The 25,297-nt window shown below is 67.5% G+C and carries 17 protein-coding genes and 2 riboswitches; of the genes, 9 read left to right on the forward strand and 8 right to left on the reverse strand.

Annotated features, from left to right (window positions below; translation table 11 throughout):
- Window positions 1-31: 31 nt before the first annotated feature.
- The 3 genes from modA to J7J50_RS08120 form a co-directional block, all read right to left on the reverse strand.
- On the reverse strand, window positions 32-832 hold the full coding sequence (modA, locus tag J7J50_RS08110) for a molybdate ABC transporter substrate-binding protein (protein WP_215060656.1): 801 nt from the start codon (window positions 830-832) through the stop codon (window positions 32-34).
- Window positions 833-1,448: 616 nt separating this feature from the next.
- Entirely contained in the window at window positions 1,449-2,309 is an 861-nt protein-coding gene (locus tag J7J50_RS08115; RefSeq protein WP_215060658.1) for a S1/P1 nuclease, read from the reverse strand.
- Window positions 2,310-2,462: 153 nt separating this feature from the next.
- Window positions 2,463-3,086 carry an OmpW family outer membrane protein gene (locus tag J7J50_RS08120; RefSeq protein WP_215060660.1) on the reverse strand — a complete coding sequence of 208 codons (624 nt, stop codon included), beginning with the start codon at window positions 3,084-3,086 and terminating at the stop codon, window positions 2,463-2,465.
- Between the two features lie 246 nt (window positions 3,087-3,332).
- Between J7J50_RS08120 and gap the strand changes: the two genes are divergently transcribed.
- The 4 genes from gap to J7J50_RS25105 all read left to right on the forward strand — a co-directional run bounded on the left by gap (window position 3,333) and on the right by J7J50_RS25105 (window position 6,710).
- The gene (gap, locus tag J7J50_RS08125; protein WP_215060661.1) at window positions 3,333-4,337 is read left to right on the forward strand and encodes a type I glyceraldehyde-3-phosphate dehydrogenase; all 1,005 of its coding nucleotides are present in this window, start codon (window positions 3,333-3,335) and stop codon (window positions 4,335-4,337) included.
- A 397-nt stretch (window positions 4,338-4,734) separates the two neighbouring features.
- On the forward strand, window positions 4,735-5,598 hold the full coding sequence (locus J7J50_RS08130; RefSeq protein ID WP_215060663.1) for a HEAT repeat domain-containing protein: 864 nt from the start codon (window positions 4,735-4,737) through the stop codon (window positions 5,596-5,598).
- 16 nt (window positions 5,599-5,614) lie between these two features.
- A complete protein-coding gene (locus J7J50_RS08135) occupies window positions 5,615-6,514 on the forward strand; it encodes a hypothetical protein (protein ID WP_215060664.1) in 900 nt (299 codons plus the stop codon).
- 61 nt (window positions 6,515-6,575) lie between these two features.
- Window positions 6,576-6,710 carry a hypothetical protein gene (locus J7J50_RS25105; RefSeq protein ID WP_257720561.1) on the forward strand — a complete coding sequence of 45 codons (135 nt, stop codon included), beginning with the start codon at window positions 6,576-6,578 and terminating at the stop codon, window positions 6,708-6,710.
- 112 nt (window positions 6,711-6,822) lie between these two features.
- On the opposite strand, the gene metE is transcribed toward J7J50_RS25105, so the two are convergent.
- Entirely contained in the window at window positions 6,823-9,105 is a 2,283-nt protein-coding gene (gene metE / locus J7J50_RS08140) for a 5-methyltetrahydropteroyltriglutamate--homocysteine S-methyltransferase (RefSeq protein WP_215060666.1), read from the reverse strand.
- A 196-nt stretch (window positions 9,106-9,301) separates the two neighbouring features.
- Window positions 9,302-9,524, reverse strand: a riboswitch (cobalamin riboswitch).
- Between the two features lie 396 nt (window positions 9,525-9,920).
- Between metE and J7J50_RS08145 the strand changes: the two genes are divergently transcribed.
- The gene (locus J7J50_RS08145) at window positions 9,921-11,084 is read left to right on the forward strand and encodes a hypothetical protein (RefSeq protein WP_215060668.1); all 1,164 of its coding nucleotides are present in this window, start codon (window positions 9,921-9,923) and stop codon (window positions 11,082-11,084) included.
- Window positions 11,085-11,254: 170 nt separating this feature from the next.
- A complete protein-coding gene (locus tag J7J50_RS08150) occupies window positions 11,255-13,378 on the forward strand; it encodes a TonB-dependent siderophore receptor (RefSeq protein ID WP_215060670.1) in 2,124 nt (707 codons plus the stop codon).
- A gap of 52 nt (window positions 13,379-13,430) precedes the next feature.
- Here the strand turns inward: J7J50_RS08150 and J7J50_RS08155 are convergent, their stop codons facing one another.
- Complete coding sequence (locus tag J7J50_RS08155) at window positions 13,431-14,477, reverse strand: aldo/keto reductase (protein ID WP_215060672.1); 1,047 nt, start codon at window positions 14,475-14,477, stop codon at window positions 13,431-13,433.
- A gap of 122 nt (window positions 14,478-14,599) precedes the next feature.
- On the opposite strand from J7J50_RS08155, the gene J7J50_RS08160 reads away from it, so the two are divergent.
- Window positions 14,600-15,226, forward strand: coding sequence for a hypothetical protein (locus J7J50_RS08160; RefSeq protein WP_215060674.1), 627 nt, complete (start codon window positions 14,600-14,602; stop codon window positions 15,224-15,226).
- Window positions 15,227-15,537: 311 nt separating this feature from the next.
- Here J7J50_RS08160 and J7J50_RS08165 read toward each other — a convergent pair whose 3' ends face one another.
- From J7J50_RS08165 to J7J50_RS08175, 3 genes are all read right to left on the reverse strand, one after another.
- Window positions 15,538-15,909, reverse strand: a complete 372-nt coding sequence (locus J7J50_RS08165; protein ID WP_215060676.1) for an acyl-CoA thioesterase — start codon at window positions 15,907-15,909, stop codon at window positions 15,538-15,540.
- Between the two features lie 132 nt (window positions 15,910-16,041).
- The gene (locus tag J7J50_RS08170) at window positions 16,042-17,061 is read right to left on the reverse strand and encodes a ribonucleotide-diphosphate reductase subunit beta (RefSeq protein WP_215060678.1); all 1,020 of its coding nucleotides are present in this window, start codon (window positions 17,059-17,061) and stop codon (window positions 16,042-16,044) included.
- A 158-nt stretch (window positions 17,062-17,219) separates the two neighbouring features.
- The gene (locus tag J7J50_RS08175) at window positions 17,220-19,568 is read right to left on the reverse strand and encodes a ribonucleoside-diphosphate reductase subunit alpha (protein WP_215060686.1); all 2,349 of its coding nucleotides are present in this window, start codon (window positions 19,566-19,568) and stop codon (window positions 17,220-17,222) included.
- Window positions 19,569-19,986: 418 nt separating this feature from the next.
- Window positions 19,987-20,280, reverse strand: a riboswitch (cobalamin riboswitch).
- 123 nt (window positions 20,281-20,403) lie between these two features.
- On the opposite strand from J7J50_RS08175, the gene J7J50_RS08180 reads away from it, so the two are divergent.
- Both J7J50_RS08180 and J7J50_RS08185 read left to right on the forward strand, forming a co-directional pair.
- Window positions 20,404-23,163 (forward strand): DUF2339 domain-containing protein, encoded by a 2,760-nt coding sequence (locus J7J50_RS08180; RefSeq protein ID WP_215097481.1) that lies wholly within the window; start codon window positions 20,404-20,406, stop codon window positions 23,161-23,163.
- Window positions 23,160-24,533 (forward strand): DUF3999 domain-containing protein, encoded by a 1,374-nt coding sequence (locus tag J7J50_RS08185; RefSeq protein ID WP_215097483.1) that lies wholly within the window; start codon window positions 23,160-23,162, stop codon window positions 24,531-24,533. The genes J7J50_RS08180 and J7J50_RS08185 overlap by 4 nt, the downstream gene beginning before the upstream one ends.
- The last annotated feature ends 764 nt before the right edge of the window (window positions 24,534-25,297 follow it).

Here is a 25,297-nt window from a genome sequence, read left to right on the forward strand (position 1 = left end):
ATGGTTTAGGTGCGGCTTCGGATGGTTATGCTCAGGGCAGCGGCGCGAAGCCGCGGCGGCGGAAGATCGCGGCGGCGTCCTTCGAATGCAGCCACCGCGCGAACGCGGCCGCGCGCGGATGCTGGCTGGCCGTGATCACCGCCACCGGATAGACGATGGCCGGATGAGTGTCGGCGGGGAAGGTCGCGAGTACGCGCACCTTGGGCTCGGCCTGGGCGTCGCTGCCGTAGACCACGCCCAGCGGCGCTTCGCCGCGGGCGACCAGCATCAGTGCGGCGCGCACGTTCTCGGCTTCGGCGACCTTGGGTTGCAGCTGATCCCACACGCCGAGCGAAGTGAACGCCGCGCGCGCGTACTTGCCAGCGGGAACGCTCGCGGTCAGTGCCAGCGCCATGCGGCCTTCGCCGAGCAGCGGCAACAGCTTGACGCCGGGCTTGAGCGCGACCGGGCGGGTCGTGCGGGTCGCCGGCGCGATCAGCACCAGGGTGTTGCCGAGCAGGTTGCGGCGGCTGGCTTCGTCGATGAGCTTGCGTTCTTGCAGGTAGTCCATCCAGTCCAGGTCGGCCGAGAGGAACAGGTCGGCCGGCGCGCCCTGTTCGATCTGGCGGGCGAGCGCGGAACTGGCGGCGTAGGACACGCGCACGTCCTGGCCGGTGGCTTTCTGGTAGGCCGCGGCGGCTTCGTCCAGCGATTCCTTGAGGCTGGCGGCGGCGAACACGGTCAGCGGCGCGGCCGGGGCTTGCGCGGGCGTCTGCGCGGGGGCGGCGAGGGCGGCAAGGATGAGACCGAGGGCGCACACAGCGCCCAGGATGCGACGACGGAACGGGTTCATGCGGGGCCCTGATGAGAGGGGACTCGATTAGGTATGGCGAGAGTAGCGCGAAGCGGGGGGCGGCGAAGTTGCGGTGAGGGGCGCGGGCATCGGAACGGAAGGCTTCGGGCCTGAAGGCCCTCCTACAAAAGACTTCGGGCTGGCGCGGGGCGCGTGTTGCAAGCGCGACGGTCAAGCGTGGCTAGCTGGAGTCGTTAGTCTCCCTCTCCCGTTTACGGGAGAGGGCCGGGGTGAGGGGACGAGCGCCGCAGGCGCGAATGCTCTTCACGCGCGCCGCGAGTCCCAGGTTACGGCGACGCGCCGTCGCAGCGCGGATCAGAGCGACTCGTTCACCACGGTCGCATTCGCACGTCCGTCGCCGCAGCTGAACTTCATGACGGCCGGCGGCGGAAACACGGTATTCGAATCGAACATGCTGTAGCGCACTGCGCCGTCGCTGACCGATTGCGTGACCGAACCGGTCAGACCCAGACCATCCGCGGCCGGATCGGTTTCCTCGAAATGCAGATCAGTCGAGAGTGGCGCGGGGTCTTCCGACGGTCGCGAACAAAAATAATCGTTTCATTGCGCTCGATCAGGTTCGGCTGGACGGAGGAACGGACGCGTCGCGCGCGGATCAGCGTCCCGGAGCCAGCGCCGCGTTGAGCACTTCGGCCAGATGCTCACCGCCCAGGCGCAACTGGGTTTCGGCGAGCGGACGCCAGGTGGCGACGTACTCCGGCTTCAGCGTGTGTGTCGGCGGATAGAAACCCGGCTGCAGCATCAGCTTGCACGAGTCCTCGGCCCAGCCGGCGGCGTCGGCGGGCAAGCCGGCGCCGGTCACGGTCGGCACGGCGATCTTGCGCAGCTCGACCAGATAGGCCGCGTCGTTGCGCTTGCGGGTATTGAGCAGGCTGCTGTCCCACAGCGAGTGCAGGTTGCCGCCGTAGCCGCCGGGCCGCTCGGGTTCGCCCGGGATGGCCAGCTGGAAGTCGTTGCCGCCCTTGTCGTGGGCGTAGCCGGCGTGCAGCGGCTGGTGCACGTCGCCAACGATGTGGACGACGAACTTCAGCGCCTGCAGGCGCTCGGCCTGCGGCTTGCCGCGGTCGGCCAGGATCGCGGTCTGGGCGGCGATGGCGGCGACCGCGCAGTTGCCGTCGGGGCAGTCGCGCGCGGCGTCGTAATGGCATTCGTCTTCGGCCAGGTTCACGTAGTGCCACTTGGCGCTGCGCTTGCCCAGGTCGGGGTCGTGGGCGCGCAGTTCGTCGGCCCAGTTGGCGATGCCGGGCAGGGTCGGGTCGGGTTCGCCGGCCAGGAGCGTGTCGGCCTCGGCGCGGGCGGCCGGGGTCATGCCCTCCCAGGCCAGTTCGGCGACCAGGCGATGACCTTGCGGGCCCCAGGCCAGGGCGTTGAGCGGCAACGCCAGCAGCAAGGCGGCCAGGGCGCGCAGGCGCGGCGAGCGCAGCGGATTACGGACGGGCAGTCGGGTGTTTTTCATGCCGGCCACTTTACTGCACGCGCCGCGCGCGGCCGCTGTCCGAAACGGGCGATGCGGCCGTCGGGCACGGCCGCGCGGACCGGCGGCGACAGCCGCGCCGGCACCGGTTTACGCGGCCGTCGGAGGCGGGCCGCGATCGCCGGTTCGCGCCGCTCAGAACTTGATGACGTAGGCCAATCCGTAGACCAGCGGATCGATCTCGGCCTTGCCGATCTTCGCGCCGTTGAGCTTGACGTCGGAGTTGATGTCGATCCAGCGCGCATCCACCCGGATCGCGCCGCGCTCGCCGACGCTGAAATCCACCCCCAGGTGCGCGGCCACGCCGACCGAATCCTCCAGCTTGAGCTTGGAACCGCGCAACGGGCCGGTGGTCTTCTCGCTCATGAAGGTGGTGTAGTTGACGCCCACGCCGACGAAGGGCGAGACCGCGCCGTCGCTGTTCCAGTGGTACTGCAGCGAGAAGGTCGGCGGCAGGTGCTTGGTCGTGGCGACCTTGCCCAGCCCCTTGATCTCGATGTCGTGCTTGAACGGCGTCGCCGCCAGCACCTCGATGCCGAGGTTTTCGCGGACGAAATACTCGAACGTGATGGTCGGCTGGACGTTGTCGCCGATTTCCAGCTGGGCCGCGCCGCCGAGCAGGGAGCCGTTGTTCGACTTGGGCTGTACCTGATGCGCGCCGATGCCGATGGTGTAGCTGCGGGCCTCCTGGGCCAGGACGGGTTGGGCCGCGCAGGCCAGGGCCGCGGCGAGCACGCCGCCGATCAAACGATGGTTCATTCCTTGAGTCCCCTGTGGTCGGTGATTGCCGGAAGGCGGAACTGGCTGAACAGGCGAACGGCCTGTGCCGCACTCTAATTACGGCCAAGAGCGGTAAACCTTGATTTCCATCGCAATCCGGGCCGGGCGATTGCGGTTCTGCGAACTGCAGCCGGGTAACGCGGCGGGACTGCGACACCGGCCACGCCTTGCTAGAATGGCGGTTTCCCCACTTCGAACCGCCCAGCGGCCGCAGGAGTTACCTCAATGACGATCAAGGTAGGCATCAACGGCTTCGGCCGCATCGGACGCAACGTCCTGCGCGCGGCCGTGCAGAACTTCGGCGACGACATCGAAATCGTGGCCATCAACGATCTGCTCGAGCCCGACTACCTGGCCTACATGCTGCAGTACGACTCGGTCCACGGCCGTTTCAAGGGCGAGGTCAAGGTCGACGGCAACACCCTGATCGTCAACGGCAAGAAGATCCGCCTGACCCAGGAACGCGACCCGGCCAATCTCAAGTGGGACGAAGTCGGCGCCGAGGTGGTCATCGAATCCACCGGCCTGTTCCTCGACAAGGCCACCGCGCAGAAGCATCTCGACGCGGGCGCGAAGAAGGTCGTGCTGTCGGCGCCGTCGAAGGACGACACGCCGATGTTCGTGTTCGGCGTCAACGACAAGACCTACAAGGGCGAGGCGATCGTGTCGAACGCTTCGTGCACCACCAACTGCCTGGCGCCGCTGGCCAAGGTCGTCAACGACAAGTGGGGCATCAAGCGCGGCCTGATGACCACCGTGCACGCGGCCACCGCGACGCAGAAGACCGTCGATGGTCCGAGCAACAAGGACTGGCGCGGCGGCCGCGGCATCCTGGAGAACATCATCCCGTCCAGCACCGGCGCGGCCAAGGCGGTCGGCGTGGTGATCCCGGAGCTCAACAAGAAGCTCACCGGCATGTCGTTCCGCGTGCCGACCTCGGACGTGTCGGTGGTCGATCTGACCGTCGAGCTCAACAAGGAAGCCACCTACGCGGAAATCTGCGCGGAAATGAAGGCGCAGAGCGAAGGCGCGCTGAAGGGCGTGCTGGGCTACACCGAGGACAAGGTCGTGGCGACCGACTTCCGCGGCGACGCGCGCACCTCGATCTTCGACGCCGAAGCCGGCATCGCCCTGGACGGCACCTTCGTCAAGCTGGTGAGCTGGTACGACAACGAGTGGGGCTACTCGAACAAGTGCCTGGAAATGGTCAAGGTGGTCGCGGCCAAGTAAGCCGCGAACCCTCGCCGCGCGCGACCGCCGTATCGGCGGTCCGCGCGAACGGTTGAACAGCCCCGCCTCGGCGGGGCTGTTTCGTTTTGGCGGCCCGCTACGTCGCCCGTGCCGCGCGGCGCCGTTCGCATCACACGGAAGACATGTGATGCGAGCGATGCGAACGCAATCCGAACGCATCGTCGGAGCTGTGATTGCGGTCGCATCCGTGCTGCTGTTCGCGCGCCGGCTTGCCGCTACTATCGAATCCAGTTGCCCGTCGCGATGCGGCGGACGACGATCCTCCGCGACGATGCGATCGTCGCAGAGCCTGTGCGCGTTGGTTGCATGACGCGCAGTGGCGACCGCAGGACGCGGAAGGTTCCAATCCACCGAACCCCAACCAAGGAAGGACGCCATGGACGCTCAAACGCGTTCGCTTACCGATCCCCGGTTCGCGCAATTCAAGCAGACCGTCGATGACGGCATCGCCGAACGCGGTCTTGCCGCCATCGTCGATATGCAACCGCAAGTGGAAACCCTGCTGCGCTCCGGCGCGATCGCCGCGCGGCTGGGCGCTGAATTGCGCGACGTGCTCGCCGACGGCGAGCGCGCGTTGTGGTGGGAACACTGGAATCGCGGCAGCCTGTGGAGCCGGCACGGCCTGCTGCTGCTGGCCGGACCGGGCTGGTCGCTGCATTTGTCGCGGTATTTCAGCTCTTCCAGCGGCATCTTCACGCTCTCGCAATACGCCTGCATCGGCGTCGCGGCCGGAGCGATGACGCTGAGCACCTACGCCACCGGCGAGAGCTTCCGCAACGCGTATTTCGAGCGCGAGCAAAGCGTGCGGCTCAATCGCCGGATCGAACTCGACGCCGGCCAGGCCGCGGCGATGAGCGCGGGCGATGCGGCGTTCAAGGTCGATGTGCAGCGGCCGACCATCGTGGCCTTGCTGCTGTCGGAAAGCGCCGCGGATCTGCAGTGGCGCTTCGATCCGGACACCTTGCGCGCCGACAGCTGCATCTCTGCCCGGCTCAGCGATTCGGAACTGATCTGCATCGGCCGCACCATGGCCGCCATCGGCGCGCAGCAGGCGCCGGAGGTGCTGCTGGAACTGAGCCGGCATCCGCGCCATTTCGTGCGCTGGTCGGCGATCCAGCATCTGGCCAAGGTCGATCGTCGGATCGCTCTGGATCGCCTGCACGAAGCGCTCGACGACGAGCACGACGACATCCGCGCGGCGGCGACGCGTTCGCTCGCCGCCCTGCAACCCGCCCTTTGAGCCGCGAGGAACCGACATGGCTTATACCTTGAATGCGACCGCCACCTCGACGGCCAGCGAAGACGATTTGTTCGACTACATCTTCAGCCGCGTCGACAGCATGGACCCGGACAGCATCGCCGACGCGGCGCCGGTGCTGGCCGCCTACGCCAGCGACAGCGGACTGGTGGCGCGCACCATGGCCCAGTCGATGCGCTCGATCCTCGACGGCCAGCCGCCGCCGTTCGTGGCGCCGCAGTGCTACGTGATCGCGCGGCGCAGGCACATCATGATCCGCGCCAACGTCTGGACGCCGCTCAAGCAGACCGGCGCGCTGCGCAAGAACGAAGAACGCGTGTACTCCTACGACACCGCCCACGACCACAACTTCAACTTCCTCACCATCGGCTATTTCGGCGCGGGTTACCGCACCCACATCGTGCAGATCGACCCGTCGCATTTGAACGGCGAAATCGGCGACAGCGCGCCGATCCTGGATTCGGAAGTCACCAGCCTGCCCAAGGGCAAGATCATGCTCTATCAGGCCCATCGCGACGTGCATCGGCAGGCGCCGCCGGACGAGTTGTCGATCTCGTTGAACGTGCTGTTCAACAACCAGAGCCAGATTTCCAAGTGCCAGTACAACTTCGTCATCGAAGAAGAACGCGCGCGGATTCTCAGCTACACCTCGGCCAGCATCCACAGCCGGCTGTCGATGCTGGCGGAAATGGCGGTCATGGTCGGCGGCGACGAACTCAAGGGCCTGTTCAACGACATCGTCGATGCGCCGCTGTTGCCGCCGCGCATGCGCCTGATGTGCCTGGAAGGCCTGCGCGAAGATCAGGCCGCCTATCGCGAGGCGATGGAGCGGCTGTACGCGGACGAATCTCAGATGGTGCGCCTGCATGCGCGCGGCGCGCTGAGCCAACTGCAATAACGGCCCACGGCGGCGCCGGCACGCCGCGGGACCTCATCGGCCGGCACACAAGGAGCAGTCTATGGAAGGTAATCTGCACGTCGAAGATCTGGCTTATGAAGTCGCCCCTTTCAGCGTTTCCAGCGCTGACGTCGGCGCCATCGTGCGTTCGGTGGAAAGCTCCGGCGATCCCGAGCTGTGGGTCGCGCTGGGCTGATACGCGTTGCGCTGATGGATGAATGCAATGCCGCCCCTTCCGGATGCGTCCGGAAGGGGCGTTTGCGTGGCCGGGCGCCGTCGCGGGCGTGCGCGCCGCGACGACGGATCGCTTAACTCACTTCGGCCGTGGTCTGCTCGCGCAAGCCCTGCGCCGCCTGCACCATCGCCTGCAACGCCGCCCGCACTTCCGGCCAGCCGCGGGTCTTCAGGCCGCAATCGGGATTGACCCACAACTGCGCCGGCTCCAGCACGTCCAGGGCCTTGTCGAGCAGTTCGCTCATTTCGGCCCGGCTGGGCACGCGCGGGGAGTGGATGTCGTACACGCCCGGGCCGATGCCGTTGGGATAGCGATAGCGCGCGAACGCATCGAGCAGTTCCATGCGCGAACGCGAGGTCTCGATCGAGATCACGTCGGCGTCGAGCGCGGCGACCGCGTCGATGATGTCGTTGAACTCGGCGTAGCACATGTGGGTGTGGATCTGGGTGGCGTCGCCCACGCCGCTGGCGGCCAGGCGGAAGGATTCGCCGGCCCAGGCCAGATACGCCGGCCAGTCGGCGCGCCGCAGCGGCAGGCCTTCGCGCAGCGCCGGTTCGTCGATCTGGATCACCGCGATGCCGGCGGATTCCAGATCCAGCACCTCCTCGCGCAGGGCCAGGGCGATCTGCCGGCAACTGTCGGCGCGCGGCTGGTCGTCGCGCACGAACGACCACTGCAGGATCGTCACCGGTCCGGTCAGCATGCCCTTGACCGGACGATCGGTCTGCGACTGCGCGTAGCGGGTCCAGTCCACCGTCATCGCCCGCGGCCGCGACACGTCGCCGAACAGCACCGGCGGCTTCACGCAGCGCGAGCCGTAGCTTTGCACCCAGCCGTGCGCGGTGAAGGCGAAGCCGTCGAGCTGCTCGCCGAAGTATTCGACCATGTCGTTGCGTTCGAACTCGCCGTGCACCAGCACGTCGATGCCGAGCGCCTCCTGCTCGCGCAGGCATTGCACGGTTTCGTTTTCGAGGAAGCTGCGGTAGGCGTCGTCGTCGATCTTGCCGGCCTTGTGCTCGGCGCGGGCGCGGCGCACCTGCGCGGTCTGCGGGAACGAGCCGATGGTGGTGGTCGGGAACAGCGGCAGGTTCAGCCGTTCCTGCTGCAGCCTGGCGCGCTGGGGATAGGGCGAGACGCGGTTGGCCATGGCCGGTTCGACCGCGGCCAGGCGCTTGCGCACGCCGGCGTTGCGCAGCAGCGGCGAGGCCAGGCGCGCGGCGCGCGCGCTCGCGGCCGCAGCCAGATCGCGTTCGGCGTCGGCGTTGCCGGCCAGGGCGTCGGCGAGCAGGCGCAGTTCTTCGATCTTCTGCCGGGCGTAGGCCATCCAATGCTTGAGCGGCGTCGGCAGCTTCTTTTCCAGTTCCAGATCGGCCGGCACGTGCAGCAGCGAGCACGACGGCGCCAGCCATTTCGCCCGCGCGCCGGCGCGGCGCGCCAGACTCAGCGCGGCGTCGAGATCGGCGCGCCAGATGTTGCGGCCGTCGACCACGCCCAGGCTCAGCGCGCGGTCTTCCGGCAGCAGCGGCAGCACGCTTTCCAGTTGCTGCGGCGCGCGCACCAGATCCAGGTGCAGGCCCTCCACCGGCAACTGCGCGGCCAGCGTGGCGTTGTCGCCGAGCGCGCCGAAGTAGGTGGTCAGCAGGCGCTGCGGCGCATCGACTTCGGCCAGCGCGGCGTAGGCGCGGCGGTAAGCGGCACGGTCGGCGTCGTCCAGGTCCAGCACCAGGGCCGGTTCGTCGATCTGCACCCACTGCGCGCCGGCGGCCTTGAGCTTGGACAGCAGCTCGGCGTAGGCGGGCAGCAGGTGGTCGAGCAGTTCGCGCGGATCGCCGCCATCGACGCGCTTGCCCAGCTTGAGCAGCGACACCGGGCCGAGCAGCACGGGCCGCGCCTCAAGGCCCAGGGCCTGCGCCTGCGTCAGTTCCGCCAACGGCTTGTCGCCGCGCAGGGCGAAGCGCTGGTTGGCTTCGAACTGCGGCACCAGGTAGTGGTAGTTGGTGTCGAACCACTTGGTCATTTCCAGCGCGCGCAGATCGCGGCGGCCGTCCTGCAGGCCGCGGGCGAGGGCGAAGTAACCGCTCAGCGGGTCTTCGTCGAACGCGGCGCGGTGCGAGGCGGGAATCGCGTCGAACAGCACGCTGGTGTCGAGCACGTGGTCGTAGAGCGAGAAGTCGTTGACCGGCACGATGTCGGCGCCGGCCTCGCGCGCGAGCCGCCAATGGCGTTCGCGCAGGGCGGCGGCGGTGGCGTGCAGCGATCGCGCGTCGCTGTCGCCTTTCCAGAACGATTCCAAAGCTTGTTTCAGCTCGCGCCGCGCGCCGATGCGCGGGAAGCCGAGAGGGGTGACGCTGATCATGATGAGTACCTGCGATGCGTGGGCATGACGCAGGGCAACGAAGGAAACCACGGCCGCGGCGGCCCGCACGCGGATGCGCCGGACTCCATCGCGAACCTTGGCTTCGACCTTCGCCCCCGCGGGCGAACCGGTCCACGCTGCGCGGACGGCGTGCGGACACGCCGTCCGGCGCCACGCGGGCCGGAGTCGGACGGAAGGCGAACCTTCCGGTCGCGGCAGGTCTTCGGGCTCGGGACTTGGAGCCAGGAATAGAGTCCTCTGAACTCTACCCCTCGCTCTTTCCTACTAAGGCCGCTTCCCGGGCATGTCGCCCAGTGCCATGGCCCGTTCGTTTCCCATACCGCTGCGGGGCAGCTCCGGATTCGAACCGGATTCCCTCTGGCCACCGCCGGCGCGAGGCCGTCGATGGCGTGTCCCATCGCTTTATCTTTATGAAGCGATGTTCACCGTAACGGCGCCAAGGTACGCAGCGGGCGGGGCGAAGTCAATCGGCCGGCGGAGGATGGGCGGGAGCGAAAGCAAGAAGTCTTTTGTGGGAGGGGCTTCAGCCCCGATGCTTTTCGCTCAGATCGCGGCGATCAGATCGAAAGGCATCGGGGCTGAAGCCCCTCCTACAAAAGCCGCGGCGGCGGCACGCGCCCGGCGGCTGGCGTTCATCCGCCGCCGACGAAGATGGCATCACGCTGATGCCGGTAACGCCGTACCTCACGCCGCCGTTGAGCTTGGCGAAGGCTGGGGCTAACGTTTGCACCGGCGCTACGCGCACGGCGCGGACCAGGACGGTCCCGCGCGATCCCGAATCCGGTGGGTGGAACATGTTTTTCGAAAGGACCCCGTTACTGGCTGGCCTGCTCGCATCGTTGCTGTGCGCGCTGGTCCTGGCGGCGTGCGCGAAGGAATCGCCGGCGCCGGCGCAGGGCGAGTCGGTCACCCTGGGCAGCCAGAACGAGATGCCCAAGGTCGCGCCGGTGCCGCCGAGCGAAGAGGACATTCTCAAGGGCACCTATTGGCCGCCGGCGAAACTCGACGGCGGCGTCGCCCGGATCAGCTGCGAATACGATTACCCGCGCTTCGGCGAAGGCCAGCGGCTGACTTCGCTGGACTTCTTCAGCCTGGTCGATGCGCTGTCGCCGTGCCAGGCGCGCGGGGTGGTGCGCCTGCGTTATCAGGGCAAGATCGGCGCCGGCTTCACCGCGCTGGTGCAGCGGGTCTCGGCGATGGCCACGCGCATGGAGATCCAGACCCGCATCCTGGATATCGACTCCAGCGGCGGCCACGTCGAAGAAGCGATCCGCGCCGGCGATTCGATCGCCGAATCGGGTTGGGCGATCTGGGTGCGCGAGGACTCGGTCTGCCACAGCGCCTGCGTGCTGGTGCTGGCCGCGGGCGACACGCGTTCGGTCGAGGGCAAGGTCGGCATCCACCGGCTGATGCGCGACCGCTCCACCGCGACCTCGCGCGCCGAGCTCAGCCGCGAACTGCGCGCGATCAACCAGCAGGTGCGCGATTACCTGGAGCGCAACGGCGTGGCCACCGCGGTGTCGGACCTGATGATGACCATCGCCAACCGCGACCTGCGCATCCTGACGCCGGACGAGCTCAAGCAATACGGCCTGGACGGCACCAACGCCGTCCAGGACGATCTGGACCGGATCCGCCTGACCCGCAAGTGCGGCGAGGACTTCGTCCGCCGCCGCGACGCCTTCCGCCGCGCCTTCGACGCGCAATGCATGGCCACCGGCAAGAATTTCGAATCCATGCCCGAGTGCGCCAACGCCTTGCAGGGCCAGTTCGGTTTCCCGGACAAGGCCTGCCCGTCCGACAGCCCGGCCGACTTGTACGCGCGCGATCTGCCGGAATTGTTCCCCACCGAAGAGGCGCAGGCCGCGGACGCCGCGCCGGCCTCCGACGAGGCCTTGTCGAAGAGCGGCTCCAAGAGCCTGTCGAAGAAGAAATCCGCGTCCGCGCCGGGCGAATAAGCGGCGCAAACCCGGCGAAAACGGCCTGTTCGCGAGTCGCCGACACGGCCGCGCCGCGCCCCCGAGCGCGCCGCGCACTTGCGATCGCCGTCTCAGCACCGGAAAATCGCCGCCTGTATAGCCAGAGCGCCTGTGGGGCTCGAGCCAAAAGCCTCGCAGGAGTTTTACCGATGTCCGCCTCTCCGCTCTCCCGGCTGGCGCCGGCGCGTCTCGCGCTGGCCCTGTTGCCCTTGTGCCTGTTTTCCCTGACCGCCCACGCCGACGACGCGGCCGACGCCGGCGATCAGGTCCATGAACTCGACCAGATCCAGGTCCGCGGCGTCGCCGCTCCCAAGTTCGGCGCCCAGCGCAGTTCCAGCGCGACCAAGACCGACACCGCGCTGATCGAAGTGCCGCAGGCTGTCACCGTGCTGCCGCGCGCGCTGATCGACGCGCAGGGCGGACGCTCGCTCAACGAAATGCTGTCGCTGGTGCCCGGCGTCGGGCTCAACAACGGCGACGGCCAGCGCGATCAGGTCGCGATCCGCGGCTTCAGCGCGCTGGCCGATCAATACCTCGACGGCGTGCGCGACGACGCGATGTACTTCCGCGATCTGGCCAACACCGAACGCATCGAAGTGCTCAAGGGCACCGCGGCGATGTTGTTCGGCCGCGGCTCGTCCGGCGGCCTGGTCAATCGCGTCAGCAAGCAGCCGCTGGACACCGCGCAAGGCAAGCTGCGCCTGTACGCCGACAGCGAAGGCGGCCGTCGCGGCGAATTCGACGTCACCGGCCCGCTCGGCATCGGCGCCGGCCGTCTGGTCGGCGCGGTCGAGGATTCGGACACCTTCCGCGACCAGGGCTTCATCGAGCGCTGGCTGATCGCGCCGTCGTATCGCTTCGAACTCGGCGGCGGCCAACTGCTGCTGCAGGCCAGCGCGCAGCGCGACGAACGCGTTACCGACTTCGGCATTCCCAGCCTGTTCGGCCGCCCGGTCGATGTTCCGATCGACACGTATTACGGCTCGGCCGACGCGCGCCACGACGACTACAGCCGCGCCCGCATCAATATCTTCAACGCGACCTACAGCAAGGCGCTGACGCCGCAACTGGATCTGCGCGTGACTTTGCGCGGGACCGATTACACGCTCGATCGCCGCAACACCCTGATCACCGGCAATCCGTTCCTGCGCAACGGCCGCTGGATGTCGGCGCGGCGCCATGCCGGCAATACCCGCGACCAGCAGGCGTGGTTCGCGCAGACCGATCTGGTCTACGAAGGCGAACGCCACCGTCTGCTGATCGGCAACGAGCTGAGCTACGAACGCAAGGATCAGGCCAGTTACGGCGGCATCGCCACGCCGATCGATCTGCTCAACCCGGTGCTGGACCGTCCGACCTTCAATCCGCGCGCCGAGGCCGCCGCGCGCAGCCGCCTGCGCAACGCCGCCTTGTACGTGCAGGACCAGATCACCTTGAACGCGCAGTGGAAGGCGGTGATCGGCGCGCGCTACGACGACTATCGCCAGCAGACCCGCGACCGCGTCAACGCCGCCGCGCCCGCGCTGGACCGCAGCGATCGCGAATGGAGCCCGCGCCTGGGCCTGATCTGGATGCCCACGCCGCAGCAGTCGCTGTACGCGAGTTGGGGCGAATCGTTCCAGCCTTCGGCCGAGAGCCTGCCGCTGAGCACGGTCAACGTCGATCTGAGCCCGGAAACCACCAGCAATCGCGAAGTTGGCTACAAGTTCGCGCGCGCCGACGGATTGTTGAGTTTCGATGTGGCGGTGTTCGAGACCGAACGCGAACACATCAAGACCACCGACCCGGTCGATCCGCGCAAGCAGATCGGCGTGGGCACGCAGCGCACGCGCGGCGCGGAAGTCGGGTTGTCGGCGTCGCTGCTGGATCAGCGCCTGGATCTGTACGCCGGCTACGCGTATCTCGACGGCGAGATCACCAAGTCCAACAACGCCGCCAGCGGCGTGTCGTTCCAGGGCCGCACCTCGCCGCTGACGCCGCGCCACAGCGCTTCGGCCTATGCCGAGTACGCGCTGGGCCGCGGTTTCAGCGTCGGCGCCCTGGCCCAGCACGTGGCCATGCAATACGCCGCGCCGACCAATCTCAGCGTGCTGCCGGCGTTCACCCGCTTCGACTTCAATCTGCGCTATCAGGCCGGCCCCTGGGATTGGCGCCTGCGCCTGGAGAACGCGTTCGACAAGCGTTACTTCGCCTCCGCGCACGGCTCGGTCGATGGCTTCAACGCACCGGGCGCGCCGCGCACGCTGAGCCTGACGATGGACTATCGCTTCTGATCGCGAGCGCGGCGCGCGAATGCGGGCGCGGCCTGGGCCGCGCCCGCGACGCTTACCAGCCGCGGCGGATCTGAGCGCCGCCGAACATCGCCTGCTGGATGCCGGGCAGGGCGAGGAAATCGTGCGGAAATCCCAGCGCGATCGCGCTGGCTTCGTCCAGCCGCCGCCGCTGCGCATCGTCGAATTGGACCTCGAGGGCGCCCAGGTTTTCCTGCAACTGCGCGAGCGTGCGCGCGCCGATCACCGGCGCGATCTCGAACGGCTGCTGCAGCAACCACGCCAGGGCGATCTGCGAGGGCCGGCGTTCGAGTTCGGCCGCGACCGCCTTGACCGTATCGGCGATGACCAGCGCGCGCTCGGTCAGCGCGCCGTTGCCGATCGCCACCGCGCGCCGGCCCTGCGCCGTGGCCGGATCGAGATCGGCGCGCGAATACTTGCCGGTGAGCACGCCGGAGGCCAGCGGCGACCACGCGCTGACGCCCATGCCGAGTTCGCGCGCCATCGGCAGCAACTCGCGCTCGCCTTCACGCTGGGCCAGGCTGAATTCGATCTGCAACGCCACCAGCGGCGACCAGCCGCGCGCCTCGGCCAGCGTCTGCAAACGCGCGGCCTGCCACGCCGGCAGATCGGACACGCCCGCATACAACACCTTGCCGGCGCGGATCAGATCGTCGAAGCCGCGCATGACTTCGTCGCCGGGCGTGGTGTCGTCCCAGGCGTGCAGATAGAGCAGGTCGAGGTAATCCGTGTCGAGGCGGCGCAGGCTCGCGTCCACCGATTGGCGCAGGTTCTTGCGGTGATTGCCGCCGGCGTTGGGGTCGCCCGGGTCGGTGCACAGCGAGTATTTGCTCGCGATCACCAGGCGATCGCGACGGCCGCGCGCGAACTGGCCGAGCAGGGTTTCCGAACTGCCGCCGGTGTAGAAATTGGCCGTATCCAGGTAATTGCCGCCGCGTTCGAGGTAGGCGTCGAACACCTGCCGGGCTTCGTCGGCATCGCTGCCCCAGCCCCAGTCCTTGCCGAAAGTCATCGTGCCCAGGCACACCGGGCTGACGCGCAGGCCGGAGCGGCCGAGTGTGCGGTAGTGATCGAGTTGCATCGCAAGCATCCTTGGTGAAGTTGCCGCGAGTCTAGGCAGCGCGTTCACCCGGGAATATCCGCAGCTTGCGCTTGCGCGCGCGAGGACTAAGATCGCCGTGCAACCCTTCACGGAGCCCGTGCATGTCCGGCGACGCGCCCAAGCGCTATAGCATCGATCTGTCGAAGCCGGCGGTGTGGAAGCTGATCGCGGTGATCCTGACGGCGGCGGCCGCGGTAGTGGCGGTGGCGTTGTGGCTGCCCTCGCTCACCGGCCCGCAGGCGGCGATACCGCAGCCAAGCGTGGCGTGGCGGGCGTGCAGCTTCGGCGTGGTGGTCGTGTTGGCGGCGATCGGCTACGGCGCGACCTCGATACCGCGACTGCGCGCATGGCGCATTCCTGCGGCGGTGTTGGCGGTGGCGTTGCTGCTGGTGACCTGGCGCACGCTCGGCTTGAGCGTGGCTCGGTACAACGCGCACTGGGGGCAGGCTTCGAGCGTGGTCGGCGCGGCGAGCGATTTGCAGCAGCGGCAGCGGCGCGGGCGCAGTGGTGCGGTGACGATTACCTTGCGGTTTACCGTGACGTCTGAGAACGGTCGCGAAATGGCGCCGCTGCGGATCGAAACCCGTCAACCGCTGGCCTCGGTATTGGCTGATCGGCCGCGCGTGCGGATCGATATGCGCCGCAGTTGGGCCGGTGTTTCCTTCGATGCGCTGCGGCCGTGTGTGCAGGTTCGCAGCGAATGCGATGCGGTGGCTGTGGGGCGCTGATGCTCGCTATCTGAGCGGACAGCATCGGGGCTGAAGCCCCTCCCACAAAAGACTTCCGGCCTTCGTCGAGCCCCCGCGACAGCGTATTCATCACTCGCGGCTTCACCTCAACGCTGCTTGCGAATGCCCCGAAGTCTTTTGTGGGAGGGGCTTCAGCCCCGACGCGCAACCTCGAACTTGCGGCGCAAGCAGGAAGCCGAATCGAATAGAGCGAAAGCTGGAAGTTTTTTGTGGGAGGGGCTTCAGCCCCGACGCGCAACTTCAGATTTACGACGCAAGCCGGAAGCCGAATCCATACTCACAGGCGCCAATCAACGCGCCAGCGGCGGCACCGGCGTCGGCTTGCCATCGGCGCCGAGCGCGATCATGGTGAAGCGCCCACGCGTGGCGAGCTGCGATTCGCCGGTAAGCAAATCTTCCTTGAGCATATCGACTTCGACCTGCATCGAGGTGCGCCCGGTTTCGACCACGCGCGCGATCAATTCCACCAGCGCGCCCTTGGGCACCGCGGTATGGAAATCGATCTGTTCCGAACGCGCGGTGACCACGACGGTGCGGGCGTAGCGCGAAGCGGCGATGAACGCGGCCTTGTCCATCCATGCCAACGCCTGCCCGCCGAACAACGTCCCCAGGTGATTGGTGTGATCGGGAAAGACGATTTCGGTCATGCGGGCTTCGGTCATGGGGATGGGATGTGGCTGGAGTGAGTGGAGAGGAGTGAGAAATGAGTGGGGTTAAGCGCAAAGTGAGCGGCGCGTGAGCTTTTACTCACTCCTCACTCCTCTGCACTCGTTCCTGATCCCACTCGCTCCTGCTTAAAAGGCTTCGTCGAACGCAACCTCACCCTGCACGCCGACCTGATACGCCGACACGCGGCGCTCGAAGAAGTTGGTCACTTCCTGCACGTCCTGCAGGTCCATGAACGCGAACGGGTTGGTCGAGCCGAAATGCTTCGGCATGCCGAGCTGGGCCATGCGCTGGTCGGCGCAGTATTCCAGGTACTGGCGCATGTCCTTGAGCGACAGGCCGACCACGCCGCCGGACAGCACGTCCTGGGCGAACTGGAATTCGCATTCCACCGCGTCCTCGAACATCTTCACCACCTGCGCGCGCAGGTCGGCGTCGAACAGGTCGGGCTCTTCCTCGCGCGCGGTGCGGATGACTTCGAACGCGAACGCCATGTGGCAGCTCTCGTCGCGGAACACCCAGTTGGTGCCCGAGGCCAGGCCGTTGAGCAGGCCGCGCGAACGCAGGTAGTACACGTAGGCGAAGGCGGCGAAGAAGAACAGGCCTTCGATGCAGCCGGCGAAGCAGATCAGGTTGAGCAGGAACTGGCGGCGCTGCTCGCGCGTCTCGATGCGGTGCAGGTTCTGGATCGAATCGATCCAGCGGAAACAGAATTCGGCCTTGGCCCGGATCGAGGGAATCTTCTCGACCGCGTCGAAGGCCTTGGCGCGCTCGTTAGGATCGGGCAGGTAGGTGTCGAGCAGGGTCAGGTAGAACTGCACGTGCAGCGCTTCCTCGTACAACTGCCGCGACAGGTACATGCGTGCTTCGGGCGCGTTGATGTGCTGATACAGGTTCAGCACCAGATTGTTCGACACGATGCTGTCGCCGGTGGCGAAGAACGCGACCAGCCGCTCGACCAGATGCCGTTCGGCCGGGCCGAACTTGTGCTTGAGATCGTTCACGTCCTGCGAGAAATCCACTTCCTCGACGGTCCAGGTGTTGCGGATCGCGTCGCGGTACATCTCGTAGAAATGCGGGTAGCGCATCGGCCGCAGGGTGAGGTCGAAGCCGGGATCGAGGAGGAGGCGGGTTGAATCGGTGGACATGGCAATTCCTTGGATGTTGCTTGCCTTCTCCCGCGTGCGGGAGAAGGTGCCCGAAGGGCGGATGAGGGCGCGCGAGGTGCGATGACGACGCGAGCTGGATGGTGCGCTTGCCCTCACCCCGGCCCTCTCCCGCGCAGCGGGAGAGGGAGCGCAGCGTGTTACTGGCAGGCTTCGCAGGACTCGGGATTTTCCAGCGAGCAGGCGATCGCTTCGTCGGTGGTGTACTCCGGCTTCGGCGTCGCGACCGTCGGCGCGCTCACCGTGGTCTTGGCGATCTTCGTCGCCGGACGCGAACGCAGGTAATACGTCGTCTTCAAACCCTTCTTCCACGCGTACATGTACATCGAGCTGAGCTGGCCGATGTTCGGGCTTTCGATGAACAGATTCAGCGACTGGCTCTGGTCGATGTACGCGCCGCGCTCGGCGGCCATGTCGATCAGCGAACGCATCGGCAGTTCCCACGCGGTGCGGTAGACCTGACGCAGCGTCTCGGGCACTTCGGTCACCGACTGGATCGAGCCTTCGGCCATCTTGATGCGGTCGCGCATCTCGGCGGTCCACATGCCGAGCTTCTTGAGCTCTTCCACGAGGTACTTGTTGACCACCAGGAAGTCGCCCGACAGCGTCTCGCGCTTGAACAGGTTCGACACCTGCGGCTCGATGCACTCGTAACAGCCGGCGATGGAGGCGATGGTCGCGGTCGGCGCGATCGCGATCAGCAGCGAGTTGCGCAGGCCGTGCTCGGCGATGCGCTTGCGCAGCGCGTCCCAGCGCTCGGGCTGCGACGGGGTCACGCCCCATGCTTCGAACTGCAGTTCGCCGACCGAAGCGCGGGTGTCGTCGAAGGAGGGATGCTTGCCGTGTTCCATCGCCAGCTCGTTCGACGCCGACAGCGCGTGGAAATAGATGGCCTCGGCGATTTCCTGCGCGAGCTTGCGCGCCGGCTCGGAGTCGAACGGCATGCGCAGCTTGAAGAACACGTCCTGCAGGCCCATCGAGCCCAGGCCGACCGGACGCCATTTCAGATTGGCGCGGCGCGCGGTTTCGATCGGGTAGAAGTTCAGGTCGATCACGCGGTCGAGCTGGCGCACGGCCAGGCGCACGGTCTCGGCGAGCTTGTCGAAATCGAACGCGCCCTTGCCATCGTCGTACATCTCGACGTGGTGCGAGAGATTGATCGAGCCCAGGTTGCACACCGCGGTCTCGTCCTGCGAGGTGACTTCCAGGATCTCGGTGCACAGGTTCGACAGATGGATGACGTTGCCGTCGCGCAGGGTCTGGTTGGACGCGCGGTTGGACTTGTCCTTGAAGTTCATCCAGCCGTTGCCGGTCTGCGCCAGGGTGCGCATCATCCGGCCATAGATGTCGCGCGCCTTGACCTTCTTCGCGGCCAGGCCGGCGGCTTCGGCGGCGTGGTAGGCGCGGTCGAAGGCTTCGCCCCACAGATCGGTCAGCTGCGGCACCTTGGACGGATCGAACAGCGACCAGTCGGCGTCGGCCTCGACCCGGCGCATGAATTCGTCCGGAATCCAGTTGGCCAGATTGAGGTTGTGCGTGCGGCGCGCTTCGTCGCCGGTGTTGTCGCGCAGTTCCAGGAACTCTTCCACGTCGGCGTGCCACGGCTCCAGGTACACGCAGGCCGCGCCCTTGCGCTTGCCGCCCTGGTTGACCGCCGCGACCGAGGCATCGAGCGTCTTCAGCCACGGCACGATGCCGTTGCTCAGGCCGTTGGTGGAGCGGATCAGCGAGCCGCGCGAACGGATGCGCGTGTAGCTCAGGCCGATGCCGCCGCTGAACTTGCTGAGCTTGGCCACGTCCATGTAGCGCTTGTAGATCGCTTCCAGCGAGTCGTCGGGCGAATCGAGCAGGAAGCAGCTCGACAGCTGCTCGTGCGTGGTGCCGGCGTTGAACAGGGTCGGCGAGGACGGGATGTAGTCCAGCTGCGCCATGCGGCGGTACAGCGCCAGCGCGTCGCCGACGTCTTCGCTGAGCGCGCAGGCGATGCGCAGGAAGAACTGCTGCGGCGTCTCGATGACGGTGCGCGCGGTCGGGTGGCGCAGCAGGTAGCGGTCGTACAGCGTGCGCAGGCCGAAGTAATCGAACTTGGCGTCGAGGCTGCGGTCGATCGCGTCGTTGAGCTTGCGCGCGTTGGCCTGGACGAAGGTCACCAGGCGCTCGTTGATCAGGCCCAGCTCATGGCCGCGCTGGATCGACTGCGAGAACGCGTGGATTTCGATGCCGGCGACTTCTTTCTCGATCACGCCGGCGAGCAGGCGCGCGGCGAGGCGGCCGTATTCGGGTTCTTCCGCGGTCAGCAGGGCGGCGGTGCGGATCGACAGTTCGTCGAGTTCCTGCGTGGTCGCGCCGTCGTACAGGCCGGAGATGGTGCGGGTGGCCACGCGCATCGGATCGATCGCGTAGAGGTTCTCGCCGCTGCGGGTCACCGCGCGCACGATCTTGTTCAGATCGACCGGTTCGCGGCGACCGTTGCGCTTGGTCACGCTCATGGTCAGGTTGGCCGCGGGCGGGGTCAGGGCGAAGCCGGGCGCGTCTTGCGCGCTACGGGCTGCGGCCGGCTTGGCGGCGGCGTTGGCAGTGGCGGCGGCGTCCGTGGCGGGGGCGACGGACGGATCGGATGCGAGTGTGGTCATGGCATTACTCCGGGGCGTGGGTGCACGGTGCGGAGAACGCGGACGCGCCGGCGACGACGGACCGCGCGCGCGGTGTCATCGGTGGCGCGGCCATGCCCCCGCGGGCGCAGAGCTTGGGAGTGTGTCGGCTGGGTGTCGCGCGGCCCGAGACGCGAGGTCTGGGACGGCCCGCTCGGCGCTGCGCGCCGGAACGGACGGGCGCGACGGAGGGCCGTCGAGCCGCGACACCGGCCGTCTTCCCCCGAAGACTCCTGTGGGCCGGTACCGCGCGGTTGTGCGACGCGCGGCTGTCGGCAGGTCTTCGGGCTCGGGACTCGGAGCGAGAAACGGGCAAAGAGAAGTGAGCACTACGGGGTGACCCGGTTCTCACTTTTCTTCGCCCGCTTCTCGTTCCTCCTACCGGGGTCGCTTCCCAGGCATACCGCCCAGTGCCATGACCCGTTCGTTTCCCATACCGCTGCGGGGCAGCGCCGGCTTCGGACCCCGCCGCGAGTGCTCGCGGTCGCGTCCCTACCGACTTCCCTTTTCAGCCGATCGCAAGATCGGCACCGACGGGCACAACATAGTGTGGTTATGCGATTTCGTCAACGCGATATGTGGTGAATGAATCGTGTATATAGCGAGTGAAGGCGACGCTTCCATACGCCGCGCCTTGGTGTAACGTGCCCGCCATAAGGAACGGGGAACTGTGATGGAAGCACTGATTGTCTTGCTGGTACTGGCTTTGCTGTTGGTGCCGGTGCTGCTCATCGTCGCCCTGGTCCAGATCTCCGGGCTCAAGTCCCGGGTGTCGGGCCTGGAACGGACCCTGGCACAGCTTCGTGCGTCCGCAGACGCTCCGGCGGCACCGCGCGGCCGCGAGGACGAAACCCTGGCCGAGCGTATCGAGCGCATCGATCGTGAAGCGCTGCCGCAGACGCCGGCGCGCCCGATCGCCAGCACGGCGCCGCCCGCCGCGACTGCGCCGCAGACTCCGCCGCCGTTCCCGGCCACGCCACCGTCCGTGCCGCCGCCGTTGCCGCCGCGACCGGCCGCCGCGGCGGCCTCGCCCATGCCGCTTCGCGCGCCCGTCGCGCCGACGCCACGCGCACCGCGTGCGCCGTCGCCGCCGGACATCTTCACTCTCGGCGCGCGCTGGATCCGGCGCTGGTTCACCGAGGGCAACGTGCCGGTCAAGGTCGGCATGCTGGTGTTGCTGGCCGGCGTCGCCGCGCTGCTGAAGTACGCCAGCGACCAGGGCTGGATGCACGTGCCGATGGAGTTCCGTCTCGCCGGCATCGCCGTCGCGGCGATGGGCGGGCTGGTGTTCGGCTGGCAGCAGCGCGAGCGCAAGCGCGTGTTCGCGCTGAGCCTGCAGGGCGGGGCGATCGGCGTGCTGCTGCTGGTGGTGTTCGCCGCGTTCAAGCTGTACGGCCTGATCCCGGCCGGCGCCGCGTTCGCGATCAGCGTGGTGCTGGTCGCCGGCACCGGCGTGCTGTCGGTCAAGCAGAACGCGCTGGCGCTGGCGGTGTTCGCGATCCTCGCCGGCTTCCTCGCGCCGATCTGGCTGTCCACCGGTTCGGGCAACCATGTCGCCTTGTTCGGTTACTACGCGGTGCTCAACGCCGGCATCTTCGCGATCGCGTGGTGGCGTCCGTGGCGGGTGCTGAACCTGATCGGCTTCGCCTTCACCTGGGGCATCGGCACCTTGTGGGGCGTGCTCAAGTACCGGCCGGAGCATTTCTCGACCACCGAGCCGTTCCTGCTGTTGTTCTTCGCTTTCTATCTGCTGATCCCGGTGCTGTACGCGCGCCGCCGCGCCGCCGGGCGCCGCGACCTCATCGACGGTTGCCTGGTGTTCGGCACGCCGCTGATCGCCTTCACCCTGCAGGCCGGTCTGCTCGACGGCGATCGCATGCCGCTGGCGTTCTGCGCGCTCGGCCTGGGCGCGCTGTACGCGGCGCTGGCGTGGTGGCTGCGCCGCGATCAGCGCTTCGTCGAACTGTCCACGCCGTATGCGCTGCTGGCGGTCGGTTTCGCGACCCTGGCCGTGCCGCTGGCGTTGGCCGCGGAAGCCACCGCCTGTGTGTTCGCGCTGGAAGGCGCGGCGTTGGTCTGGCTGGGTCTGCGCCAGCAGCGGTTGCTGCCGCAGCTCACCGGCCTGGGCCTGCAGATCGCGGCCGCGTTAGCCTTCATCGTCGGCGCCAGCGATTCGGTCTGGGAGGGTTACACGCCGATCCTCAACGCCAACTTCGCCGGCGCGGTGCTGATCGCGGTGGCCGGTCTCGCCAGCGCATGGAGTTATCGCCGCGACGCCGCGCGCGCGCCGGCACTGGCTTATTACCTGTGGGGCCTGGCGTGGTGGCTGGGCGCGACCGGCCGCGAGATCGCCGATTTCGTCGCCGACCGCAACAGCGCCGACGCGGTGCTGATGCTGGTCGCGGTGACCGGCTGGGCGGCGGCGGAAGTGTTCCGTCGTCACGACTGGAAGGCCTTGTCGCTGACCGCGGCGATCGGTTTCGCCGCGGCGCTGCCGCTGGCGCTGCTGCAGGCCGACGCGCACCGCTATCCGTTCGCCGAGTGGGGCTGGGCGGCGTGGGCGCTGTACGCCGGTCTGGGCTGGCGCAGCCTGACCGATCTGCGCGAACGCGCGGGGCGCGAACTCGCGCTCGGCCATCTGGCCTGGTTGTGGGCGTGGGCACTGGCGATCGGCGTGACGTTGTTCCGGTTGCTGCGTTTGTCGGTGCACGACGACGTCGCCGCGTTCGGCTCGGGCTGGACCGCGACGGTGCTGCTGCTGCCGGTGCTGGCGATGGCGGCGCTGAGTTTGTGGCGCGCTTCGATCGTCGGCCGGCCGGTGGCGCAACGTTTCGAGCAATGGCACGCGCTGGCGATGGCCAGTTTCATGCTGGTGCTGGCGGCGACGCTGGCATTGACCTTGCTGACGCCGGCCAATCCGCATCCGCTGCTGTGGATACCGCTGCTCAATCCCTTGTCGCTGATGCAGACCGCGACCTTGCTGATGCTCGGCTTCTGGCTCGCCACGCCCTTGGCCGGCGAAGCGCTGCGGCGCCGTCGCGTGCCGATCCTGGCCGCGATCGGTTTCGTGTTGATCACCGTCGAAGTGCTGCGCAGCGCGCACTTCTGGGGCCATGTCGGATGGGGTTCGTCGATGTTCTCCACCAGCCTGGTGCAGACCAGCCTGACCGTGGTGTGGAGCGTGCTGGGCGTGGCCGGCTGGATCGCCGGCTCGCGCCGCGGCCAGCGCGGGCTGTGGCTGGCCAGCGCGGTGTTGATGGGCGTGGTGCTGGTCAAGCTGATCGTGGTCGATCGCAGCCATCTGGGCAATCTGCTCGGCATCGCCTCGTTCATCGCCTACGGCCTGCTGTGCATCTTGGTCGGTTACTTCGCGCCGGCGCCGCCGAGCCGCTCCGACGGTAACGATCGAAATCCGCAGGAGGCTCAGGCATGAAGCGTTATCTGATGTGGTTGGCGGCGTTGCCCTTGCTGGCCACGGCCGGCCCGCGCCAGGACTACGCGCAGCAGTGGCCCTTGCAACTCGGCCGCGACGACGGCGGCGCCTATCGCGTGGTGCTGGACGAAGCGGTGTATCGCCAGGCGCAAAGCGCGCAGTTGCGCGACGTGGACGTGATCGATCGCGGCGGCGCGGTCGTGCCGGCCTCGGTGTTCGCGCCCGAGCAACCGATCGCGCGCGCGCCGCAGCGCGTGACGCTGCCGTGGTTCCCGTTGCCGGCATCGCCCTCGGGTTCGGCCACGCAAGGTTGGGAGTTGGTCAGCGAAGTCGAAACCGACGGCCGTCTGCGCCGGGTCGAGGCGCGCAGCACCGCCGCCGACACCGCCAAGCTGCCGCAGACCTCCCTGCTGATCGACGCCAGCCGCCTGCGCGCGCCGATTTTGGCCCTGGAATTGGAATGGGCGCCGGGCGCGGCGCTGGACGCGGCCTACGGGGTCGAAGCCAGCGACGATCTCGATCACTGGCGCAGCCTGGGCAGCAGCGGCCGCCTGGTCGATCTGCAGCGCGGCGGCCAGCGGTTGGTGCAGCGGCGGATCGTGTTCGATGCGGTCGGCGAGCAGGCGCGTTACCTGCGGTTGACGCCGCAGGACCCGAAATCCGCCGCGCAGATCAGCGCGGTGACCGCGGAACTGGCCGGCAACGCGGCGGGCGCGCCGTTGCAGTGGCGCGAGCTCAAGGGGCGGCGGGTGGAACTCAAGGACGGCAGCATCGCCTTCGAGTACACGCTCGACGGCCGCTTCCCGATCCAGCAGGCCGACGTGGCGTTGCCGGGCAATCACGCGCTGGAATGGCGGCTTGAGAGCCGCGACGACGAAGAACAGGGCTGGTACGCGCAGGCCGGCCCGTGGATGGCGTATCAGGTCGCCGGCAAGGGCGACGGCGACCGTTCGGCGGCGCGGCAACTGGCCGCGACGGTGCGCGATCGCCATTGGCGTTTGCGCGCGAACGGCGCGGTGCCGGGCGAGCCGGTGTTGCGCTTGGGCTATCGGCCCGAAGTGGTCGTGTTCCTGGCGCAGGGCGAGCCGCCGTATGCGTTGGTCGCCGGCAGTGCGCGCGCGGCGCGCGGGGATTCGCCGTTGGCGCATTTGATCGAGGCCTTGCGCACCTCGCGCGGGCGCGACTGGCAACCAGCCGATGCGACGTTGGGGCCGGCGGCGGCGCTGGCGGGGGCGTCGGCGTTGGTGCCGGCTGAGCCTGAGCGCGATTGGCACTCATACCTGCTGTGGGCGGTGTTGGTGGGTGGGGCGTTGATCGTGGCGGGGTTTGCTTTCAATTTGTTGAAGTCGAACAAGCCGGCGGTGCCGTGAGGCGGTGACAGGCCGCCACGGCTTTTGCAGTTGCAGTTGCAGTTGCCGTTGCTGTTGCCAAGATTTTGCTTCGGCTCTGCTTAGTACTGCTTTGCTTTAGCTCTGGCTTGGCGCAGCTAGTAACTCGCGAGACCAGGGACACCCGAAGGGCGGCGCACATGGACGTGCGCCGGGTGTCACCTTGGGCAGGATGCCCAATGTGNNAAGAAAGTGACCCGCCGCTCTATGGCGGAAGCGTCTAGCGTTTGATCTTGCTTGAAGCGCTTGACCTTGCTCGAAGCGCCTGATCTTGCTTGAAGTGTTTGATCTTGCTTGAAGCTTCTAAGGAACCTGAAAACCCCTGATCGACGAAACAACCAGACCTGCGCACTCCCTCCTACCGTCATTCCCGCGAACGCGGGAATCCAGTGCCTTTCGTGCGAGAACGCTTGAAGTCGCTGGATTCCCGCCTTCGCGGGAATGACGACCTGGAAAGATGGCGCTGAAGTCTCTATCGCAACAACCGGGCTCGCGCACTCCTTCCTACCGTCATTCCCGCGAACGCGGGAATCCAGTGCCTTTCGTGCGAGAACGCTTGATGTCGCTGGATTCCCGCCTTCGCGGGAATGACGACCTGGAAAGATGGCGCTGAAGTCTCTATCGCAACAACCGGGCTCGCGCACTCCTTCCTACCGTCATTCCCGCTTTCGCGGGAATGACGAGAAAAAAGCAAACGCCTCAAGCAAGAGCGGGAGCGGGAGCGGGAGCAAGATCAAACGCCTAAA

It is taken from the genome of Lysobacter sp. ISL-50 (assembly GCF_018612875.1).
In the GTDB taxonomy this organism is placed as follows: Bacteria; Pseudomonadota; Gammaproteobacteria; order Xanthomonadales; family Xanthomonadaceae; genus Lysobacter.

What these genes read in the sequence shown, in the direction of transcription:
- modA (WP_215060656.1), bottom strand. Translation starts at nt 832, where the DNA reads ATGAACCCGTTCCGTCGTCGCATCCTGGGCGCTGTGTGCGCCCTCGGT.
- J7J50_RS08115 (WP_215060658.1), bottom strand. Translation starts at nt 2,309, where the DNA reads ATGAAAAACACCCGACTGCCCGTCCGTAATCCGCTGCGCTCGCCGCGC.
- J7J50_RS08120 (WP_215060660.1), bottom strand. Translation starts at nt 3,086, where the DNA reads ATGAACCATCGTTTGATCGGCGGCGTGCTCGCCGCGGCCCTGGCCTGC.
- gap (WP_215060661.1), top strand. Translation starts at nt 3,333, where the DNA reads ATGACGATCAAGGTAGGCATCAACGGCTTCGGCCGCATCGGACGCAAC.
- J7J50_RS08130 (WP_215060663.1), top strand. Translation starts at nt 4,735, where the DNA reads ATGGACGCTCAAACGCGTTCGCTTACCGATCCCCGGTTCGCGCAATTC.
- J7J50_RS08135 (WP_215060664.1), top strand. Translation starts at nt 5,615, where the DNA reads ATGGCTTATACCTTGAATGCGACCGCCACCTCGACGGCCAGCGAAGAC.
- J7J50_RS25105 (WP_257720561.1), top strand. Translation starts at nt 6,576, where the DNA reads ATGGAAGGTAATCTGCACGTCGAAGATCTGGCTTATGAAGTCGCCCCT.
- metE (WP_215060666.1), bottom strand. Translation starts at nt 9,105, where the DNA reads ATGATCAGCGTCACCCCTCTCGGCTTCCCGCGCATCGGCGCGCGGCGC.
- J7J50_RS08145 (WP_215060668.1), top strand. Translation starts at nt 9,921, where the DNA reads ATGTTTTTCGAAAGGACCCCGTTACTGGCTGGCCTGCTCGCATCGTTG.
- J7J50_RS08150 (WP_215060670.1), top strand. Translation starts at nt 11,255, where the DNA reads ATGTCCGCCTCTCCGCTCTCCCGGCTGGCGCCGGCGCGTCTCGCGCTG.
- J7J50_RS08155 (WP_215060672.1), bottom strand. Translation starts at nt 14,477, where the DNA reads ATGCAACTCGATCACTACCGCACACTCGGCCGCTCCGGCCTGCGCGTC.
- J7J50_RS08160 (WP_215060674.1), top strand. Translation starts at nt 14,600, where the DNA reads ATGTCCGGCGACGCGCCCAAGCGCTATAGCATCGATCTGTCGAAGCCG.
- J7J50_RS08165 (WP_215060676.1), bottom strand. Translation starts at nt 15,909, where the DNA reads ATGACCGAAGCCCGCATGACCGAAATCGTCTTTCCCGATCACACCAAT.
- J7J50_RS08170 (WP_215060678.1), bottom strand. Translation starts at nt 17,061, where the DNA reads ATGTCCACCGATTCAACCCGCCTCCTCCTCGATCCCGGCTTCGACCTC.
- J7J50_RS08175 (WP_215060686.1), bottom strand. Translation starts at nt 19,568, where the DNA reads ATGAGCGTGACCAAGCGCAACGGTCGCCGCGAACCGGTCGATCTGAAC.
- J7J50_RS08180 (WP_215097481.1), top strand. Translation starts at nt 20,404, where the DNA reads ATGGAAGCACTGATTGTCTTGCTGGTACTGGCTTTGCTGTTGGTGCCG.
- J7J50_RS08185 (WP_215097483.1), top strand. Translation starts at nt 23,160, where the DNA reads ATGAAGCGTTATCTGATGTGGTTGGCGGCGTTGCCCTTGCTGGCCACG.